The 14,942-nt window shown below is 59.1% G+C and carries 12 protein-coding genes; 6 read left to right on the top strand and 6 right to left on the bottom strand.

Annotated features, from left to right (window positions below; translation table 11 throughout):
• Positions 1–37: 37 nt before the first annotated feature.
• A complete protein-coding gene (locus AC13QY_RS07990) occupies positions 38–817 on the bottom strand; it encodes an ABC transporter ATP-binding protein (protein ID WP_488493180.1) in 780 nt (259 codons plus the stop codon).
• Between the two features lie 171 nt (positions 818–988).
• On the opposite strand from AC13QY_RS07990, the gene AC13QY_RS07995 reads away from it, so the two are divergent.
• From AC13QY_RS07995 to AC13QY_RS08015, 5 genes are all read left to right on the top strand, one after another.
• The gene (locus tag AC13QY_RS07995; RefSeq protein ID WP_095438161.1) at positions 989–1,474 is read left to right on the top strand and encodes an Lrp/AsnC family transcriptional regulator; all 486 of its coding nucleotides are present in this window, start codon (positions 989–991) and stop codon (positions 1,472–1,474) included.
• Between the two features lie 438 nt (positions 1,475–1,912).
• Entirely contained in the window at positions 1,913–3,253 is a 1,341-nt protein-coding gene (locus AC13QY_RS08000; protein WP_488493181.1) for an MFS transporter, read from the top strand.
• 83 nt (positions 3,254–3,336) lie between these two features.
• Entirely contained in the window at positions 3,337–5,223 is a 1,887-nt protein-coding gene (locus tag AC13QY_RS08005; RefSeq protein WP_488493182.1) for a bifunctional sugar phosphate isomerase/epimerase/4-hydroxyphenylpyruvate dioxygenase family protein, read from the top strand.
• An 83-nt stretch (positions 5,224–5,306) separates the two neighbouring features.
• Positions 5,307–5,978, top strand: coding sequence for a TetR/AcrR family transcriptional regulator (locus tag AC13QY_RS08010; RefSeq protein ID WP_113331056.1), 672 nt, complete (start codon positions 5,307–5,309; stop codon positions 5,976–5,978).
• Between the two features lie 139 nt (positions 5,979–6,117).
• Positions 6,118–6,987 (top strand): shikimate dehydrogenase, encoded by an 870-nt coding sequence (locus AC13QY_RS08015; protein ID WP_488493183.1) that lies wholly within the window; start codon positions 6,118–6,120, stop codon positions 6,985–6,987.
• Positions 6,988–7,072: 85 nt separating this feature from the next.
• Here AC13QY_RS08015 and AC13QY_RS08020 read toward each other — a convergent pair whose 3' ends face one another.
• From AC13QY_RS08020 to AC13QY_RS08040, 5 genes are all read right to left on the bottom strand, one after another.
• On the bottom strand, positions 7,073–9,214 hold the full coding sequence (locus AC13QY_RS08020) for a beta-galactosidase (protein ID WP_488493184.1): 2,142 nt from the start codon (positions 9,212–9,214) through the stop codon (positions 7,073–7,075).
• 17 nt (positions 9,215–9,231) lie between these two features.
• On the bottom strand, positions 9,232–10,383 hold the full coding sequence (locus tag AC13QY_RS08025) for an ABC transporter ATP-binding protein (RefSeq protein ID WP_488493185.1): 1,152 nt from the start codon (positions 10,381–10,383) through the stop codon (positions 9,232–9,234).
• Positions 10,384–10,422: 39 nt separating this feature from the next.
• The gene (locus tag AC13QY_RS08030) at positions 10,423–11,274 is read right to left on the bottom strand and encodes a carbohydrate ABC transporter permease (protein WP_488493186.1); all 852 of its coding nucleotides are present in this window, start codon (positions 11,272–11,274) and stop codon (positions 10,423–10,425) included.
• Positions 11,274–12,149: a carbohydrate ABC transporter permease gene (locus tag AC13QY_RS08035; RefSeq protein ID WP_113353180.1), complete on the bottom strand. Its 876-nt coding sequence runs from the start codon at positions 12,147–12,149 to the stop codon at positions 11,274–11,276. Before AC13QY_RS08035 ends, AC13QY_RS08030 begins: the two co-directional genes overlap by 1 nt.
• Positions 12,150–12,238: 89 nt before the next feature.
• Complete coding sequence (locus tag AC13QY_RS08040; protein WP_488493187.1) at positions 12,239–13,516, bottom strand: ABC transporter substrate-binding protein; 1,278 nt, start codon at positions 13,514–13,516, stop codon at positions 12,239–12,241.
• A 201-nt stretch (positions 13,517–13,717) separates the two neighbouring features.
• Between AC13QY_RS08040 and AC13QY_RS08045 the strand changes: the two genes are divergently transcribed.
• Entirely contained in the window at positions 13,718–14,863 is a 1,146-nt protein-coding gene (locus AC13QY_RS08045; protein WP_113331049.1) for an ROK family transcriptional regulator, read from the top strand.
• The last annotated feature ends 79 nt before the right edge of the window (positions 14,864–14,942 follow it).

The raw sequence follows: 14,942 nt of genomic DNA on the forward strand, positions 1-14,942 counted from the left end.
ATTCTCCTAATGGTGTTGTCTGCGAATGGGATGTGGATCAGGACGTGAGCATGCCGGTAAATTCCCGGCATCGGCTGCTGATCGGGGCGTCGAAGATCTGCTTTGGCGGCCCTTCCTCCTCGATCCGTCCCTGATGCAGGAAGAGAACGTGGTTCGAGACATCGCGGGCAAAGCGCATTTCGTGGGTGACCAGCAGCATGGTTCGGCCCTCTTCCGCGAGGTCGCGGATGACCTTGAGGACCTCGCCGACCAGTTCGGGATCGAGCGCCGATGTCGGTTCGTCGAAGAGCATCACGGCTGGGTCGATGCAAAGCGCGCGAGCGATCGCCGCTCTTTGCTGCTGTCCCCCGGAGAGAAAGGCCGGATAGGCGTCGCGTTTATCGTAAAGCCCGACTTTATTGAGAAGAACCTCTGCCTTCTCGATTGCCTCGCGACGGGGGACGCCGAGGACATGCACCGGAGCCTCGATGATGTTTTCGAGAACGGTCATGTGCGCCCAGAGATTGAAGCTCTGAAATACCATGCCCAATCCGCTGCGCATCCATTCGATCTGCCGCCAGCTTTTCGGCTGCATCTGTCCGCGGCGTCCCTGCCTTAGCGCGACTTCCTCGCCGTTGACGACGATGCGGCCGCGATCGGGCATTTCAAGCAGGTTTATGCACCGCAGGAACGTGCTTTTCCCGGAACCGGACGAGCCGATGATGGAAATCACGTCCCCTTGATGGGCGGTCGTTGAAACGCCCTTGAGGACCTGATGTGACCCAAAGCTCTTGTGGAGATCTTCCACGCGAAGAGCCTGGGAGGGCAGCTCTGTCATATAGAATTCCGATGAAAAACAATTTGCGGAGAATATCGCGAAGGAGAGCGGAATTTGCGCGCAATTTCCGATTATTTTGCATATAAAAAGCAAAAATGTATTTCTTGTGCATCTTTTATGATGGAACAGAGATGTCGTCGCCTAATTTCATCGATGCCGAAAGGAGCGGAAATGGAAAATCTGGATCGCTTTGATCGCGATATTCTCGATATCGTCCAGCGCAATTGCCAGCTCACCGCCGAAGCGATCGCGGAGGAGGTCGGCCTTTCGACTTCGGCTGTGCAACGACGCCTGAAACGGTTGCGGGAGGACGGTATCATCAAGGCGGAAATCGCGGTCGTCGACCGCAAGGCTACCGGAACTCCAATGGTGTTCATTGTCGGTATGGAGATCGAGCGGGACAATTACGATGCGCTTGCCAAGTTCCGCCTTTGGGCGGAAAAGCAGGATCATATCCAGCAGGTCTATTACGTCACGGGCGCCGTCGATCTCATTGCGATCGTCACCGCCAGGGATGTCGAGCATTATGACGACATCGCCGCCGTGATCATGGCGGAAAATCCGCAGATCCGGCGCATGCATACGAATGTGGTGCTGCGTGACGTCAAGCTTGGTTTGTTCGTGCCGCTGGCAGATGGCAACGAGGCCGGCCGGTAAGCTGCGGGTCGCGGGATGATCGAGGGCGTGCCGTACTCGCCCGATCATTGACATGTACTAGGCGAGAGGGAACTGTCCTTGGTCCGGCTGATATTGCCTGACCTTCAAGATCTTCAACGAATAACGATGGGGCCTCTGCAGGCGCGCTCAGCCCGACTGGAAGACCTTCGCCGCCCTCAGGCTGTGACGTAATAAGCTGCTTCAACGCATTGTTTCTATTGCTCGCAATAACGTGCTGCGGGATGGCAGGCTGGCGGCGCTTTACAAAACGAACTAGTTCGTACATTATTGTTAACGAGGAGTGAGGGTGCCGCATCGTGCAGCATCGAAGACTGTCAGGATGATCTGGGATGTCCTTGCAAGCGGGTGCAGGCGGAGGCCGGATGCGCACGGTTGCGATATGTTCTCGACATCCGAATGCTCTGGGGAGGAACGACCATGAAAAGACAAATCGAACATAAAACACCCAAGCGCGCGGCTCTTGCGAGCTGGTTGGGAAGCGCCGTCGAATATTACGATTTCTTCGTCTACGGTACGGCAGCAGCGCTCATTTTCCCGAAGATATTCTTTTCGGCGGAAGACCCGCAAACGGCCGCCATCGCCTCATTCGCGACCTTTGGCGTCGCCTATATCATGCGGCCGCTGGGGGCGGTCGTCCTGGGTCACGTCGGCGACAAGTTCGGCCGCAAGAAGGTGCTGACCTTCACCCTGCTCCTCATGGGTTTTTCGACTTTCATCATCGGCTGCCTGCCCACCTATAATCAGGCCGGCATCCTGGCGCCCATTCTTCTGGTTCTGGCGCGCGTGCTGCAAGGCATTTCGGCCGCCGGCGAACAGGCCGGCGCCAGCTCCATGACGCTTGAGCACGCGCCAGAAAATAGACGGGCCTTCTTTACCAGCTTCACGCTGAGCGGAACACAGGCCGGACTGATCCTTGCAACATTGGTCTTCATTCCGCTTGGAAAGCTCGATGAAGCCGCGTTGATGTCATGGGGTTGGCGTATCCCGTTCTTCCTGAGCTTCGTGGTGGTCATCGTCGGATTCTGGGTTCGCCGCACGCTTGCCGAAACCCCGGCCTTTCTGGAGGAAACCAAGAAGGGCGAGATCGTAAAGCTGCCGCTCGTCTCGCTGCTCACCAATTATTGGGCGGATGTCCTGCGCATCATCTTCGCGGCACTGATTTCCGTCGTCAGCACGATCTTCAGCGTCTTCACGCTGTCCTATGCGGTCAATACCATGCATATTGATCGTTCGACGATGCTGACCGTTCTGGTGCTTGCCAACATCGCGGCGCTGGGCGCGATTCCCGCATGGGCCATTCTAGCAGACCGCATCGGCCGCAAACCCGTGTTCATCTTTGGAGCCGTCGGCTGCGCGGTGCTGATCTGGCCCTACATCTGGGCCATCAGCCAGAACAACCTCATGCTCGTCTTCGTCCTCGGCATCCTGCTTTCGGGCGTGGTCTATAGTGCATCGAACGGCATCTGGCCGGCCCTCTATGCCGAAATGTTCGATACCCGCGTGCGTCTGTCCGGCATGGCCGTCGGAACCCAGATCGGTTTCGCGCTCGGCGGCTTCGCGCCAACGATCAGCGCGGCGGTCATGGGCACCGGACCGATGGGTTGGGTGCCAGTCGCGGTCTTTACCTCCATCACAGCCTTGATTGCCGCCATTTCCGCGGCAACCGCGACGGAGACCTACCGGACGCCGATCGATCAGCTTGGCAGGGATGAACGACGCTTGGCAGCTGCCGTGCGCCACGCCGATCGGGCTATCTAGCGGCCAGTCCCGATCTGAGCAGCAACGACGTGTCGCGATCGCGGATGAGTTTGTTGAAAATCGTCAAGTAACGGGATGAAACAATGAAAACCTCGATTGCGACCGTTTCGATCAGCGGTGACCTCAAGGAAAAGCTTCAGGCCATCGCCAGGGCAGGTTTCGATGGCGTCGAAATCTTCGAGAACGACTTTCTCGCTTTCGATGAATCACCGCGCCAGGTCGGTCAGATCGTGAGGGATCATGGGCTGGAGATTACACTCTTTCAGCCCTTCCGGGACTTTGAAGGCATGCCTGAACCCTTCCGCAGCCGGACCTTCGATCGCGCAGAACGCAAGTTCGATCTAATGCAGGAGATGGGGACCGATCTCGTCCTTGTTTGTTCGAACGTCTCGTCCGTGGCGCTGGGCGGGATTGATCGTGCCGCCGCCGACTTCTTCGAGCTCGGCGAGAGAGCGGCCAAACGCGGCCTGCGCGTCGGATATGAGGCGCTCGCCTGGGGGCGACACATTCACGACCACCGCGATGCCTGGGAAATCGTCCGCCGTGCCGATCATCCAAATATCGGCCTCATTCTCGATAGCTTCCACACGCTTTCGCGCAGGATCGACGTCAATTCGATCCGGTCGATCCCGAAAGAGAAGATCTTCATCATCCAGCTTGCCGACGCGCCGCTAATCGACATGGATCTGCTCTATTGGAGCCGCCATTTCCGCAACATGCCGGGGGAGGGCGACCTTCCCCTACTCGAATTCATGAAGGCCGTCGCCGCAACGGGCTATGACGGCTATCTGTCGCTGGAGATTTTCAACGACCAGTTCCGCGGCGGCTCGCCGACCGCCATCGCCGTCGATGGCCGGCGCTCGCTCATCTATCTCGGCGACCAGGTTCGTCGCGCGGAGAACAGCGGTCTCACCTTGCCCCCGATGCCGCCGCGTGCCGAAGTGGACGGCGTTGCCTTTGTCGAGTTTACCGTCGACGAAGCCGAGGCGTCTGTCCTTTCTGATCGGCTGCGTGCGCTGGGCTTTCGCCATGTCGGGCGCCATAAGAGCAAGCGCGTCGATGTCTTCCGGCAAGGCGACATCAATCTTGTCGTCAATACCGATCCGGACGGGTTTGCGGGCGCTTCTTACGCTTTGCACGGGCAGTCGGCCTATGCGATGGGATTATGGGTGGATGATGCGGAAGCCGCGGTTGCGCGGGCCGTGGCCCTGGGCGCCGAACGCTTCGAACAACCATTGGATCCCGGCGAGATTGAAATGCCTGGTGTCAGGGGCGTTGGCGGCGGCATCCTGTATTTCCTCGATCGCAGGAGCGCGCTTAGCCGCATATGGGAGATCGAATTCGATCCGGTCCATGACGATACCGATTGGCGGCCTGTTGGGTTGACGGGCATAGACCATGTCGCGCAAACGATGAAATACGAGGAGCTGCTGACCTGGCTGCTCTTTTATACCGCGATATTGAATGCGCATAAGACGCCGATGGTCGACATTATCGATCCCGCCGGGGTCGTTCGCAGCCAGGTCGTCGAAAACGAGCCGGGCAGCTTGCGCATCACGCTGAACGGTGCGGAAAATCGCAACACGCTCGCCGGGCATTTCATCGCCGAAACTTTTGGCTCCGGCATCCAGCATCTTGCCTTTGCGACCGATGATATCTTTGCCGCCGCGGCCGCTCTGTCGGACAACGGTTTTGCCACCTTGATGATCTCGCCCAACTACTACGACGATCTGGAAGCGAGATTCGGCCTGGAGCCGGCTTTCACGGATCGCCTGAAGGCGCACAACATCCTCTATGACCGCGACGATCACGGCGAATATTTCCAGCTTTACAGCCCCACTTACGGCGAAGGCTTCTTCTTCGAAATCGTTCAGCGCAGCGGCTATCGTGGATATGGCGCGGCGAATGCCATTTTTCGCATTGCGGCGCTGAGGCGGCATCTGCGACCGATTGGTCTGCCGAAACTTTAGGCCCTCCCCATTGGCGTGAAGCCTGTGTTAAAGCTTTGATCTTCAATGTTGGGCAGGGACAGACCCAGGAAGACGGGCAAGGCATGACCAAAGCGCAAGCGGCCAAGATCGAGCGTCTTACGCGAAAGAACGATCCAGACGCGACCAAGGAAAACATTCTCAAGATCGCAACCGAGGAATTCGTCGCAGCCGGTTTTTCCGGTGCGCGCGTCGATGAGATCGCCGAGCGCACCAAGACGTCCAAGCGCATGATCTACTATTATTTCGGCAGCAAGGAAGGGCTCTATCTCGCCGTTCTCGAGCAGGCCTATACGAAGATTCGTACGCTGGAGAGCGAACTCGATCTCGAAAACATGCCGCCCGTTCAGGCGATGGCGCAATTGATCGCAAGCACCTTCGATCATGACGACCAGAATCCGGATTTTGTACGGCTGGTCAGCATCGAGAACATTCATCGCGCCGAACATATGAAACGTTCGGTCGTCCTGTCGCAGATGAATATCGCCGTCATCGATATCATCACGGAAATCCTTGAACGGGGCTACGCCGATGGCAGCTTCGTGCGCAGGGTAGACCCCGTCGATCTGCATATGATGATCAGCGCCCAATGCTTCTTTCGCGTTTCCAATCGCCATACCTTTGGGGCGATCTTCGAGCGTGACCTGTCGTCCGAAGCCTTGAAGAAGCGGCACAAGTCGCTAATCGTCGATGCGATCCTTGCATTTCTGAGACATCCTTCCTCCGAAATGGCCTGACAAGGCGTGGGGTGACTTGATTGGCTTTGGCGTTTTCCGGCCGCGCTCCATCACGTCTCATATTGACTTTACGTACTAGTTCGTACATTTTGCGAATAAGCCTGCGGCATGGCTTTGTTTTGCTGCTCGGGAGGAAAGATTGAACACTCAAGCCGCCATTGTTCCTCGTCAACTTCATGTCGGATTGATCGGCGCCGGGATCGGCCGATCGTTGACGCCGGCCATGCATATGCGCGAAGGCGAGCATTGCGGCCTGTCCTATCGCTACGATCTCATCGACCTCGACGCCCGTGGTCTCTCCGTATCGGACCTGCCGGCTCTCATCGATGAGGCCGAGGCGATGGGGTTTGCCGGCCTCAATATCACCCATCCTTGCAAGCAGGCGGCCGTCGCGCTGGTGGACGAGCTTTCGCCCGATGCCCAGACGCTGCGCTCCATCAACACGATCGTTTTTGATGGGCGGCGCAGGATCGGCCACAATACCGATTGGTGGGGATTTGCCGAAAGCTTCCGGCGCGGGCTGGCCGGGGTTTCACTCGACCATGTCGTCCAGCTGGGCGCGGGCGGCGCCGGCGTTGCCGTTGCGCATGCAATGGCTGAAATGGGCGCGCATTCCGTGGAGATATTCGATCTCGACCCTTCGCGTGCGCGGGCCCTCGTCGAACAGCTTCAGCCGGCACATGCCGCTTGCCGTTTCTCGGTCGGTCATGATCTTGCCGCGGCACTGGATGTCGCCGATGGTCTGGTTCATGCAACACCAACCGGCATGGCCGCCCATCCCGGGCTGCCGCTCGATGCGCAACTTCTATCCGATCGTCTCTGGGTCGCGGAAATCGTCTATTTCCCGATCGAGACCGCGCTGGTGAAACGCGCCCGACAGACAGGGTGCCGTGTTCTCGACGGCGGCGGCATGGCGGTATTCCAGGCGGTGAAGGCTTTCGAACTCTTCACCGGCATCCGTCCGGCTGCCGAGCGTATGATGCAGCACTTCAATTCGCTGCGCGCCTAAACGCCGATCAATAATCGAAGAGCCTCGATCCCAAAACTCCGGCGCCGAAGTTTCATCCTCGGCGCCGGAGACGTCACAGGTGATATTAGACCGGTTGCTCGATCACCAATACGCCGTAGCCGGCAAGCTCGGTCGCGCCTGATATGGCTTTGCCCGTCAGCAGGTCGGTACCCGCCGGCAGATTGACGATCTTCGTTTCATGCTCGGTATTGAGCACGAACAGCAGCTTCCTGCCGCCACCTTCGCGCAGTGACACTTCGACGCCATTAGGCATATCCTGCACCAGCGGCGCGGCAACATCGTTGCTGACGAGAAGCTCGCGAATGACCTCCGCGAGCGGCGCGGTGAGATAGGTGCCGAGGTAGTAGACCTGACCATTGCCATGCCGGCGGCGCGTCAGCATCGGCGTGCCTTCCAGGAAACGGTCGGACCAGCGGCCGATGATCTCGGTGTCGGCGGATGTCTCCAGCTTCTCGTAAAGGTGTCCGGCTTCCAGCTGACGATTGCCGATCGTATAGGCATATTTGCGCGAGGCCGAGGTTGCGGCCGGACGTGGGGATGGTTGGTGGCTGCCGATGCCGCCCTCGCGGAAACCGGTGAACAGTCCATCCGCTCCTGGAGCGGAGACAGGACCGAATTCATGGACACGCACGCCGGAAAGCTCCGCGAGCGCCTTGCCCGGTGCCTGGGTACGGATGATGTGATTGTTGTCGTCGCGAGTTCCGGTCATCGCCGACAGGATGAGCGTACCGCCATCGGCGACGAACTTCTCCACGGCTTTCGACCACTCCTCCTTCCACATGACCCAATGGGGAACATAGAGGGCCTTGATGCGCGAGAGATCATCTTCCGGATAGATGAAGCCGCAGGCTATGCCCGCCTCATAGCATGCGCGGTGCAGATGGGCTGCATCCTGCATCGGGCTTGGCAGGCCGATCGCGTAGGTCTTGTAGGCTTCCTGATTATCGAAATCCGCGCCGGCGATGGCAATATCCATACGGACGGTCGTGCCGAGCAGCTTGTCCTCGATCTTGCGGATGTCGGATGCGAATTGCTTGGCTTCCTCATAGCGGCGGCGCGGGATGTCATCGTGGTCGATAATGCCGTTCCAGTAGATTTCGGCGCCGAAATGCGCCGGCCGCCAGCGGAAGAACATCAGTCCGTCAGCGCCGCGCGACACCGAGGTCATCGCCATGCGGCGCATCTCGCCGGGCTCCGGCACGGAGGAGGAGAAGCCCGGCTGGCTGCCGAGGCCGGACGCCTGTTCCGGAACGATGAAATTGCCGGAATAGGCGCGGCATTGGTCGAGATGGAAGGCCTGTGTAATCGCATGACCGCCGCCGCGACGCATCTCGTCATAAAGGAACGGATAGATATCGAAGCCAATGAAATCGAGATCCTGGCCGAACTGGCCGCGGAAATCGATATCTACAAGGCCGCCCAGATTATGGAAGATGAACCATGCGGGATTGGTCGCCCGCAGGATTTCGACCTGATCGTGCTGGAAGAGCGCTGTCGCGAAGGCGAGAAAGCGATGATAGTCCTGCACGTGACCAGGGCTGGAGAAGGATGGATTCATCGGCTGCGGGAAGACGATCTGATCGAAAGTCTGGTACGCCGTTGCCCAGAAGTCGCCGCCCCAAGCAAAATTCAGCGCGTCGATCGTTCCATATTTCGCGCGGCAGAACTTCTGGAACTCGATGAGCGCGGATGGTGAATAGCTTTCGGAGGTGGTCGTATTGAGCTCGTTATCCGTCTGCCAGCCGATGACGTGAGGATTGTCCCGGTAGTGCTCGGCCATCGCACGGGTAATCCGTTGGCTGTGTCGGCGCAGTACCGGGCTCGTCGTGTCGCAATGCTGGCGCGATCCATGGCTTGCCTCTCTGCCATTGGCATCGACGCGCAGGACTTCGGGATACTTCGCAGTCAGCCAGCGCGGCGGCGTTGCCGTCGGCGTGCAGAGAATGGTCTTGATGCCGTGCTTGGCCAGGCCGGCGATTGCCTTGTCGAAGAGCGAGAAGTCGAAATGGTCCTCATGCGGCTCCATGATATGCCAGGCGAATTCCGCCATGCGAACGGTGTTGAAACCGGCGGCCGCCATGCGTTCAGCATCGCGGTCCCAATAACTCTCGTCGACATGTTCGGGATAATGCGGCACGCCGACCAAGAAGCCGTCGAGATTGAGCGTCCGCCAGACGGATAGCGGCTTTCTTTCCAAAACTTTCATGAGGCCACAAGCTTTCTTTACAGAGAGGCAATGATTGATTTCGGCCGGCTGAGGGTTCTGCCATCGGGACCGAAGAGATAGAGGGACGATGTCGAGGCGGATAGCTTGATCTGCTCGCCGGCCGAAAAGCCGGCGGCATTGCCGAGCTGAACGGTGAAATTGCGCGTGCCGCTTTCAGACCCGATCGTTGCGAGCGGACCGGCATCGACATAGAGAATGGTTTCACGGCCGAGCTGCTCGACGAGGCCGACCTTGCCGTCGAATGAAATGGCTGTGTCTTCGCTGGGGGCGCCCATCTTCAACGATTCCGGCCGAATTCCCAGCGTCAGGCTGGCTTGCGCCTTAAGATCGCCGACATCGGCCACCGGAACATGGACCGTCGTGCCGCCCCCTTCCAGCGCGACTTCAGCGATACCGTCGCTGAGGGAAACGAGCTTCGCATTGACGAAGTTGATGCGCGGCGCGCCGAGAAAGCCAGCGACGAATTGGTTTGCCGGATTGTGATAGAGATTGAGCGGCGCGCCTTCCTGCTCGATGATACCCTTGTTGAACACCACGATGCGGCTCGCCATGGTCATCGCCTCGACCTGATCGTGCGTCACATAGATCATCGTCGAGCCGAGCTGCTGGTGCAGCGTTGAAAGCTCGACGCGCATTTGCGTGCGCAGCGCGGCATCGAGATTGGAGAGCGGTTCGTCGAAGAGGAAGACTTCCGGCGAGCGGGTGATGGCGCGGCCGATGGCGACGCGCTGGCGCTGGCCGCCTGAAAGCTGCTTCGGGCGCTTGTCGAGCTGGTCGGATATTCTGAGGATTTCGGCCGCGCGCTTGACGGCAGCGTCGATCTCGCTTTGCGGGCGCTTCGCCATCTTCAGGCCGAAGCCCATGTTCTCAGCAACCGTCATATGCGGATAAAGCGCATAGGACTGGAAGACCATGGCAATGCCGCGGTCACCCGGCTCTTCGCGCGTCACGTCGCGGCCGTTGATCCAGATCTCGCCGGAGCTGATGTTTTCGAGCCCGGCGATCGTCTTCAGCGTGGTGGACTTGCCGCAGCCCGAAGGGCCGACCATGACGATGAACTCGCCCTTGTCGACGGAAAGATTGACCGAACGCAGGGCGTGATAGCCGCCATAATGTTTGTCGATGTCGATCAGCTTTACATGGCTCATGAGTGATACTCCAAATCTGTTCGCGCGGTATGGGACATGTCAGCCCTTGACGGCGCCCATGGTCAGGCCCGCGATGAAATGTTTCTGCATCAGGAAGAACATCAGGACCGGTGGGACGGCGACGAACAAGGTTGCCGCCGCCACGATATTCCAGGCGGAGGTCCACTCGCCTCTGAGATTGTTCAGGCCCGCGGTTACCGGTTTCACGACGTCGCTCTGGGTGAGCACGATCGCCCAGAAGTAATCGTTCCAGATGAAGGTGAAGATCAGGATCGCAAGGGCTGCGAGCGCCGGCCGCATCAGCGGTATGACGACATGGCGCATCGTCTGCCAGGGGGACGCGCCTTCCGCGCGCGCGGCCTGAAACAATTCGTCGGGCAGAGCCGCGATGAAATTGCGCATGAACAGGGTCGCAAAGCCGGTCTGGAAGGCGACATGGAAGATGATCAATGCGAAATAGGTGTCGTAGAGGCCAACCGAGACCATGAGATCGCGCACCGGGATCATCATGATCTGCGCGGGCAGGAAGTTGCCGCCGACGAAGAGCGAGAAGAGCAGGGCGTTGCCGCGAAAATTATAGCGTGCGAGCACATAGCCGGTCAGCGTCGAGAATAGGAGAACCAGCAGCACCGAAGGCAGCGTGATGATGAGGCTATTGATGAAATAGCTCCACATGTTCGTCTGCTGGAAAACCGCCTGGAAATTCTCGACGAGATTGACGTGCTCGGGCCATGTCCAGTATTTGCCGGCCATGATTTCATCGGCCGTCTTGGATGCGGTCAACATGACCGCGAAGAGGGGCAGCAGCCAGAGGATCAGGATCAGGCCGACGAAGCCGGCATAAAGGCCGCGAAGTACGGGCTTTTCTTCGGGGATGGGGCGAGGATACATCAGCGTGTCTCCCGTTCCATGCGCACCATGACGCGCAGATACCAGGTGATGAAAACGATCATGATTGCAAAGAGGACGGTGGCGATCGCCGCGCCGTAGCCAAAACGATAGGAGAAGATCGACTGCTCGTACATCTGGTAGGCCAGCACCTCCGACGAGCCGAAGGGCCCGCCTGATGTCATCACCGCGATCATGTCGAAGGATCGCAAGGCGCCGACAACGGTCACGGCAAGAGCGATGAAACCCACCTGGCGCAATTGCGGCAGGACGACGTGCCAGAGCATGTTCCAGCCGCGCGCACCATCGACACGTCCGGCCCCGATGATATCGGAACTCAGATTGTTGAGGCCGGCGAGAAAGAGCACCATGCAAAAGGCGATCTGTGGCCAGAGCGCGGCGGCAACCACGGCGAAGGTGACGAAATGCTCATCGGCGAGCAGGGCAGGCGCCGTCGCGCCGAAGAGATTGAAGATCAGCGCAAGAAGCCCGTAATTCGGATCATAGACCCAGCCGAATACGACACCGACCGTGACCGTGGCGAGTACGAGCGGAATGAAGAAGAGCGACTTCAAGATCCGCATGCCGGCGATCTGCTGGTTGACGAGCAGTGCCAGCGCCAGCCCAAGCGGCGGCGCCGCCATGAACATGACGAGCCAGATGATGTTGTTCTTCAGCGAGACGTAGAATTGCGGGTCGGCAAAAAGCTCGGAATAGTTTGCCAATCCCACCCAGCTCTTCTGTCCGACGCCGTCCCAATCGAAGAAGGAAATCCAGATCGATTGGATCGAGGAAGCGATGATGATCGTTCCGAATAGGATGCATCCCGGCACGATGAAGAGGACAGGCGTCAGCCAGTTCCTGTGTTTTTTCCACATGGCTCAGACTTTTTGGTTCGATAATTCAAGGCACGCGCGGCGGGGTGAGGGCTTAAAGCCGATGCCCGCCGCGCCTTGGTCCGGGAGGACTATTTGAAAATGCGCGCGCGCGTCTTTTCGAGCCGCGCCAGGATCTGGTCGCGACGCTCGGGCTTGACCGTGAATTCCTGGAAGCCCTTCATGCCGTCCTGCGCCATGTCCGGGTCGGTGTCACGGTCATAATATTGCGCCGTTCCCTTCACGCTCCTGAGCGACTCCACGGCGATGTTGACCAAGGGGTCCTTGCTGGGTGGGCAATCGTTGCGCGGCGGAATGGTGCCTTCGGCTTCGAGGAATGCGCTGAGATTGTCAGGCTGATAAAAGTAAGCAAGGAAATCGCGCGCGCCCTGCCGGTTCTTCGCCTTGGCCGGGATATGCACGGAGTTGACCGAGAAATCCTCGTAGCGTTCGACACCGGAGACGATTTCCGGGAAGGGAGCGAAGGCGATCTGGCCCTCGTCGCCTGCCGGGAAGGCGGACTTGATGAAGCCTCCAAGGTCCATCATCGCGGCCTTCTTCTGCGCCAGGGCCGCGCCTGCCTGTTCCCAGCCGAAGGACGGCGCGTTGGCGGAGAAGAAATTGGCCTTGATAAGCTCTTCCCATTTGTCGAAGACCGGCTTCAGCATCGGGTCGGTATAGGCGATCTTGCCTTCCATCAGCGCAAGGTGCTTGTCGAGACCGTTGATGCGCAGGTTCATGTGATCGAACCAGCCTCCGGTCGGCCAGAGTTCCTTCGTACCCATGCTGATCGGGGTCATGCCGGCGGATTTCGCCGCCTCGCCGAATTTCAAGAATTCGTCCCAGTTCTTGGGCGCCGTCCAGCCCTTCTCGGCGAAAACATCCTTGCGATAGAAAAGTCCCCAGAGAATGCCGCCAAGCGGCAGACCGTACTGCTTGCCGTTGACGGTGACGGCCGTCATGGTAGCGCCGAGCTTATCGCTATAGCCTTCCTTGGCGAACAGGTCGGAAATGTCGTCGAACAGTCCGCGATCGACAAATGCCTTCATGCGATTGCCGGAGAACCAGAAGCAGATATCCGGGGCGCCGACGACGAGGTAACTGCGGATGGCCGTCTTGTGAGCCTCGTGATCCATATTGTTGATGGTGACTTTCGTCCCCGTCTTCTTGGTAAAATCGGCCGCGATGCGGTCAAGGACGGCGCGCTGATCGGCATTGCCGATATCCGAAATGATCGTCACCTCGCCGCCATTGGCAATTGCCGGCCGATAAAGAGCCGTGGCGGCCAGGGCAGCGCCCGTGCCGATCATGAACTGGCGCCGAGACGCCCTGATTGCATTGACGAGTGAAAGTTCGTTCTTCGATGCCATCTTTTTCCTCCCGAGGCACATCAAATTCCAGGCCCGCCCACCGACGTGAGCAGCCACTAACCTTCAGAAACTACGCAATAAACCGGCAATTCCGCTTGTGCTGATACAAGCAGACATTCCTCCATTGCCATGCGCTATTGCATACCGTATCTTCCAGGAAGCAACAATAGTTAATTTACAAAATAAATTTAAAGGATCACCGTGCGCGGCAACCCTAGTACCTCCCGAGCCCTCAACCGGCGGCTCATCCTGAACCTGCTGCGTAATCGCGGAGCGATGCCGCGCGCCGAAATCGCCACCGTGACGGGCCTCAGCCCGGCGGCCGTGACTTTCGTGGTCACGGAGCTGGTCGAGGAGGGGCTTGTCATCGAGGGAAAAGCGCAGACAGGTGCCACGGGTCGGCGGCCTGTGCCGGTCGATATTAATTATGATGGTCATCTGGCTGTCGGCTTCAAGCTTCGCCACGACAGCATCGATTGTGTCCTGACCGATCTCGCCACGACGCCGATCGCCTCCTTCGATATGCCTGTGCCGGATACGCGACCGGAAACAATGGTCGAGGCGATTGCGACGGCCATCCCGAAGCTTCTTGCCGATGCTGGCCGCACCGGTTTGCCGGTCATGGGGGTCGGCGTTTCCATCCCCGGCGAGGTGGACGCGGTCAACGGCATCTGCGTCCAGAGCCCGCGCTTCGGTTGGCGCAATCTTGCTTTTCCCGAACTGCTGCGTGAGCGGGTCCATGTTCCGGTCTGGATCGACGACGATATCAGCGCCTTCACCGTCGCGCAGCGGCTCTTCGGCGCGGGCCGCAATTACAGCAATTTCGCGACGATCGCCGTTGGCACCGGCGTCGGGTCATCGCTCGTTATGGGTGGGGAAATCTATCACGGAAGTCACGGCCTAGCCGGGAAACTCGGCCACATCATCACTGTTCCCGGCGGACGTCTTTGCGAATGCGGGAGAAGGGGCTGCCTTCAGGCGCACACAGCCGAGGCCGCGATGATCGAGGACTGGGGCCGACAAAGAGGCGCAAAGGCCAATCGCGATGAATTCGCAGCCGCGATTGATAGCCGCGATCCGGCGGCTCTCCAGGTCATGGCGGAGGCGGGGGAGCTGATCGGGCGCCATCTGGCCGATCTGGTGAACCTGTTCGATCCCGAGGTCCTCATCGCCGGCGGCGAAGCCATGCAGTTTGGCGAGGCGATTCTTGAGCCGATCCGCCGTTCGATGGCAAAATATGTCTTCTTGAATACGCCGGAATTACTTCCTGACTGGGTGCCAGGCTCCTGGGCACGGGGCGCCGCAGCTCTGGCGACCCAGCATTTCTTTGATCTGGACGTTGAATGATACCGCTGCGCGCCGTGTCGCCAAAGACCTGAGCTCCGGCTCGCTCTTGATCGGGAGTCCCTTTGGCGAACCTGGCAGT

The sequence above is a fragment of the Martinezella sp. CNPSo 3795 genome, assembly GCF_057784475.1.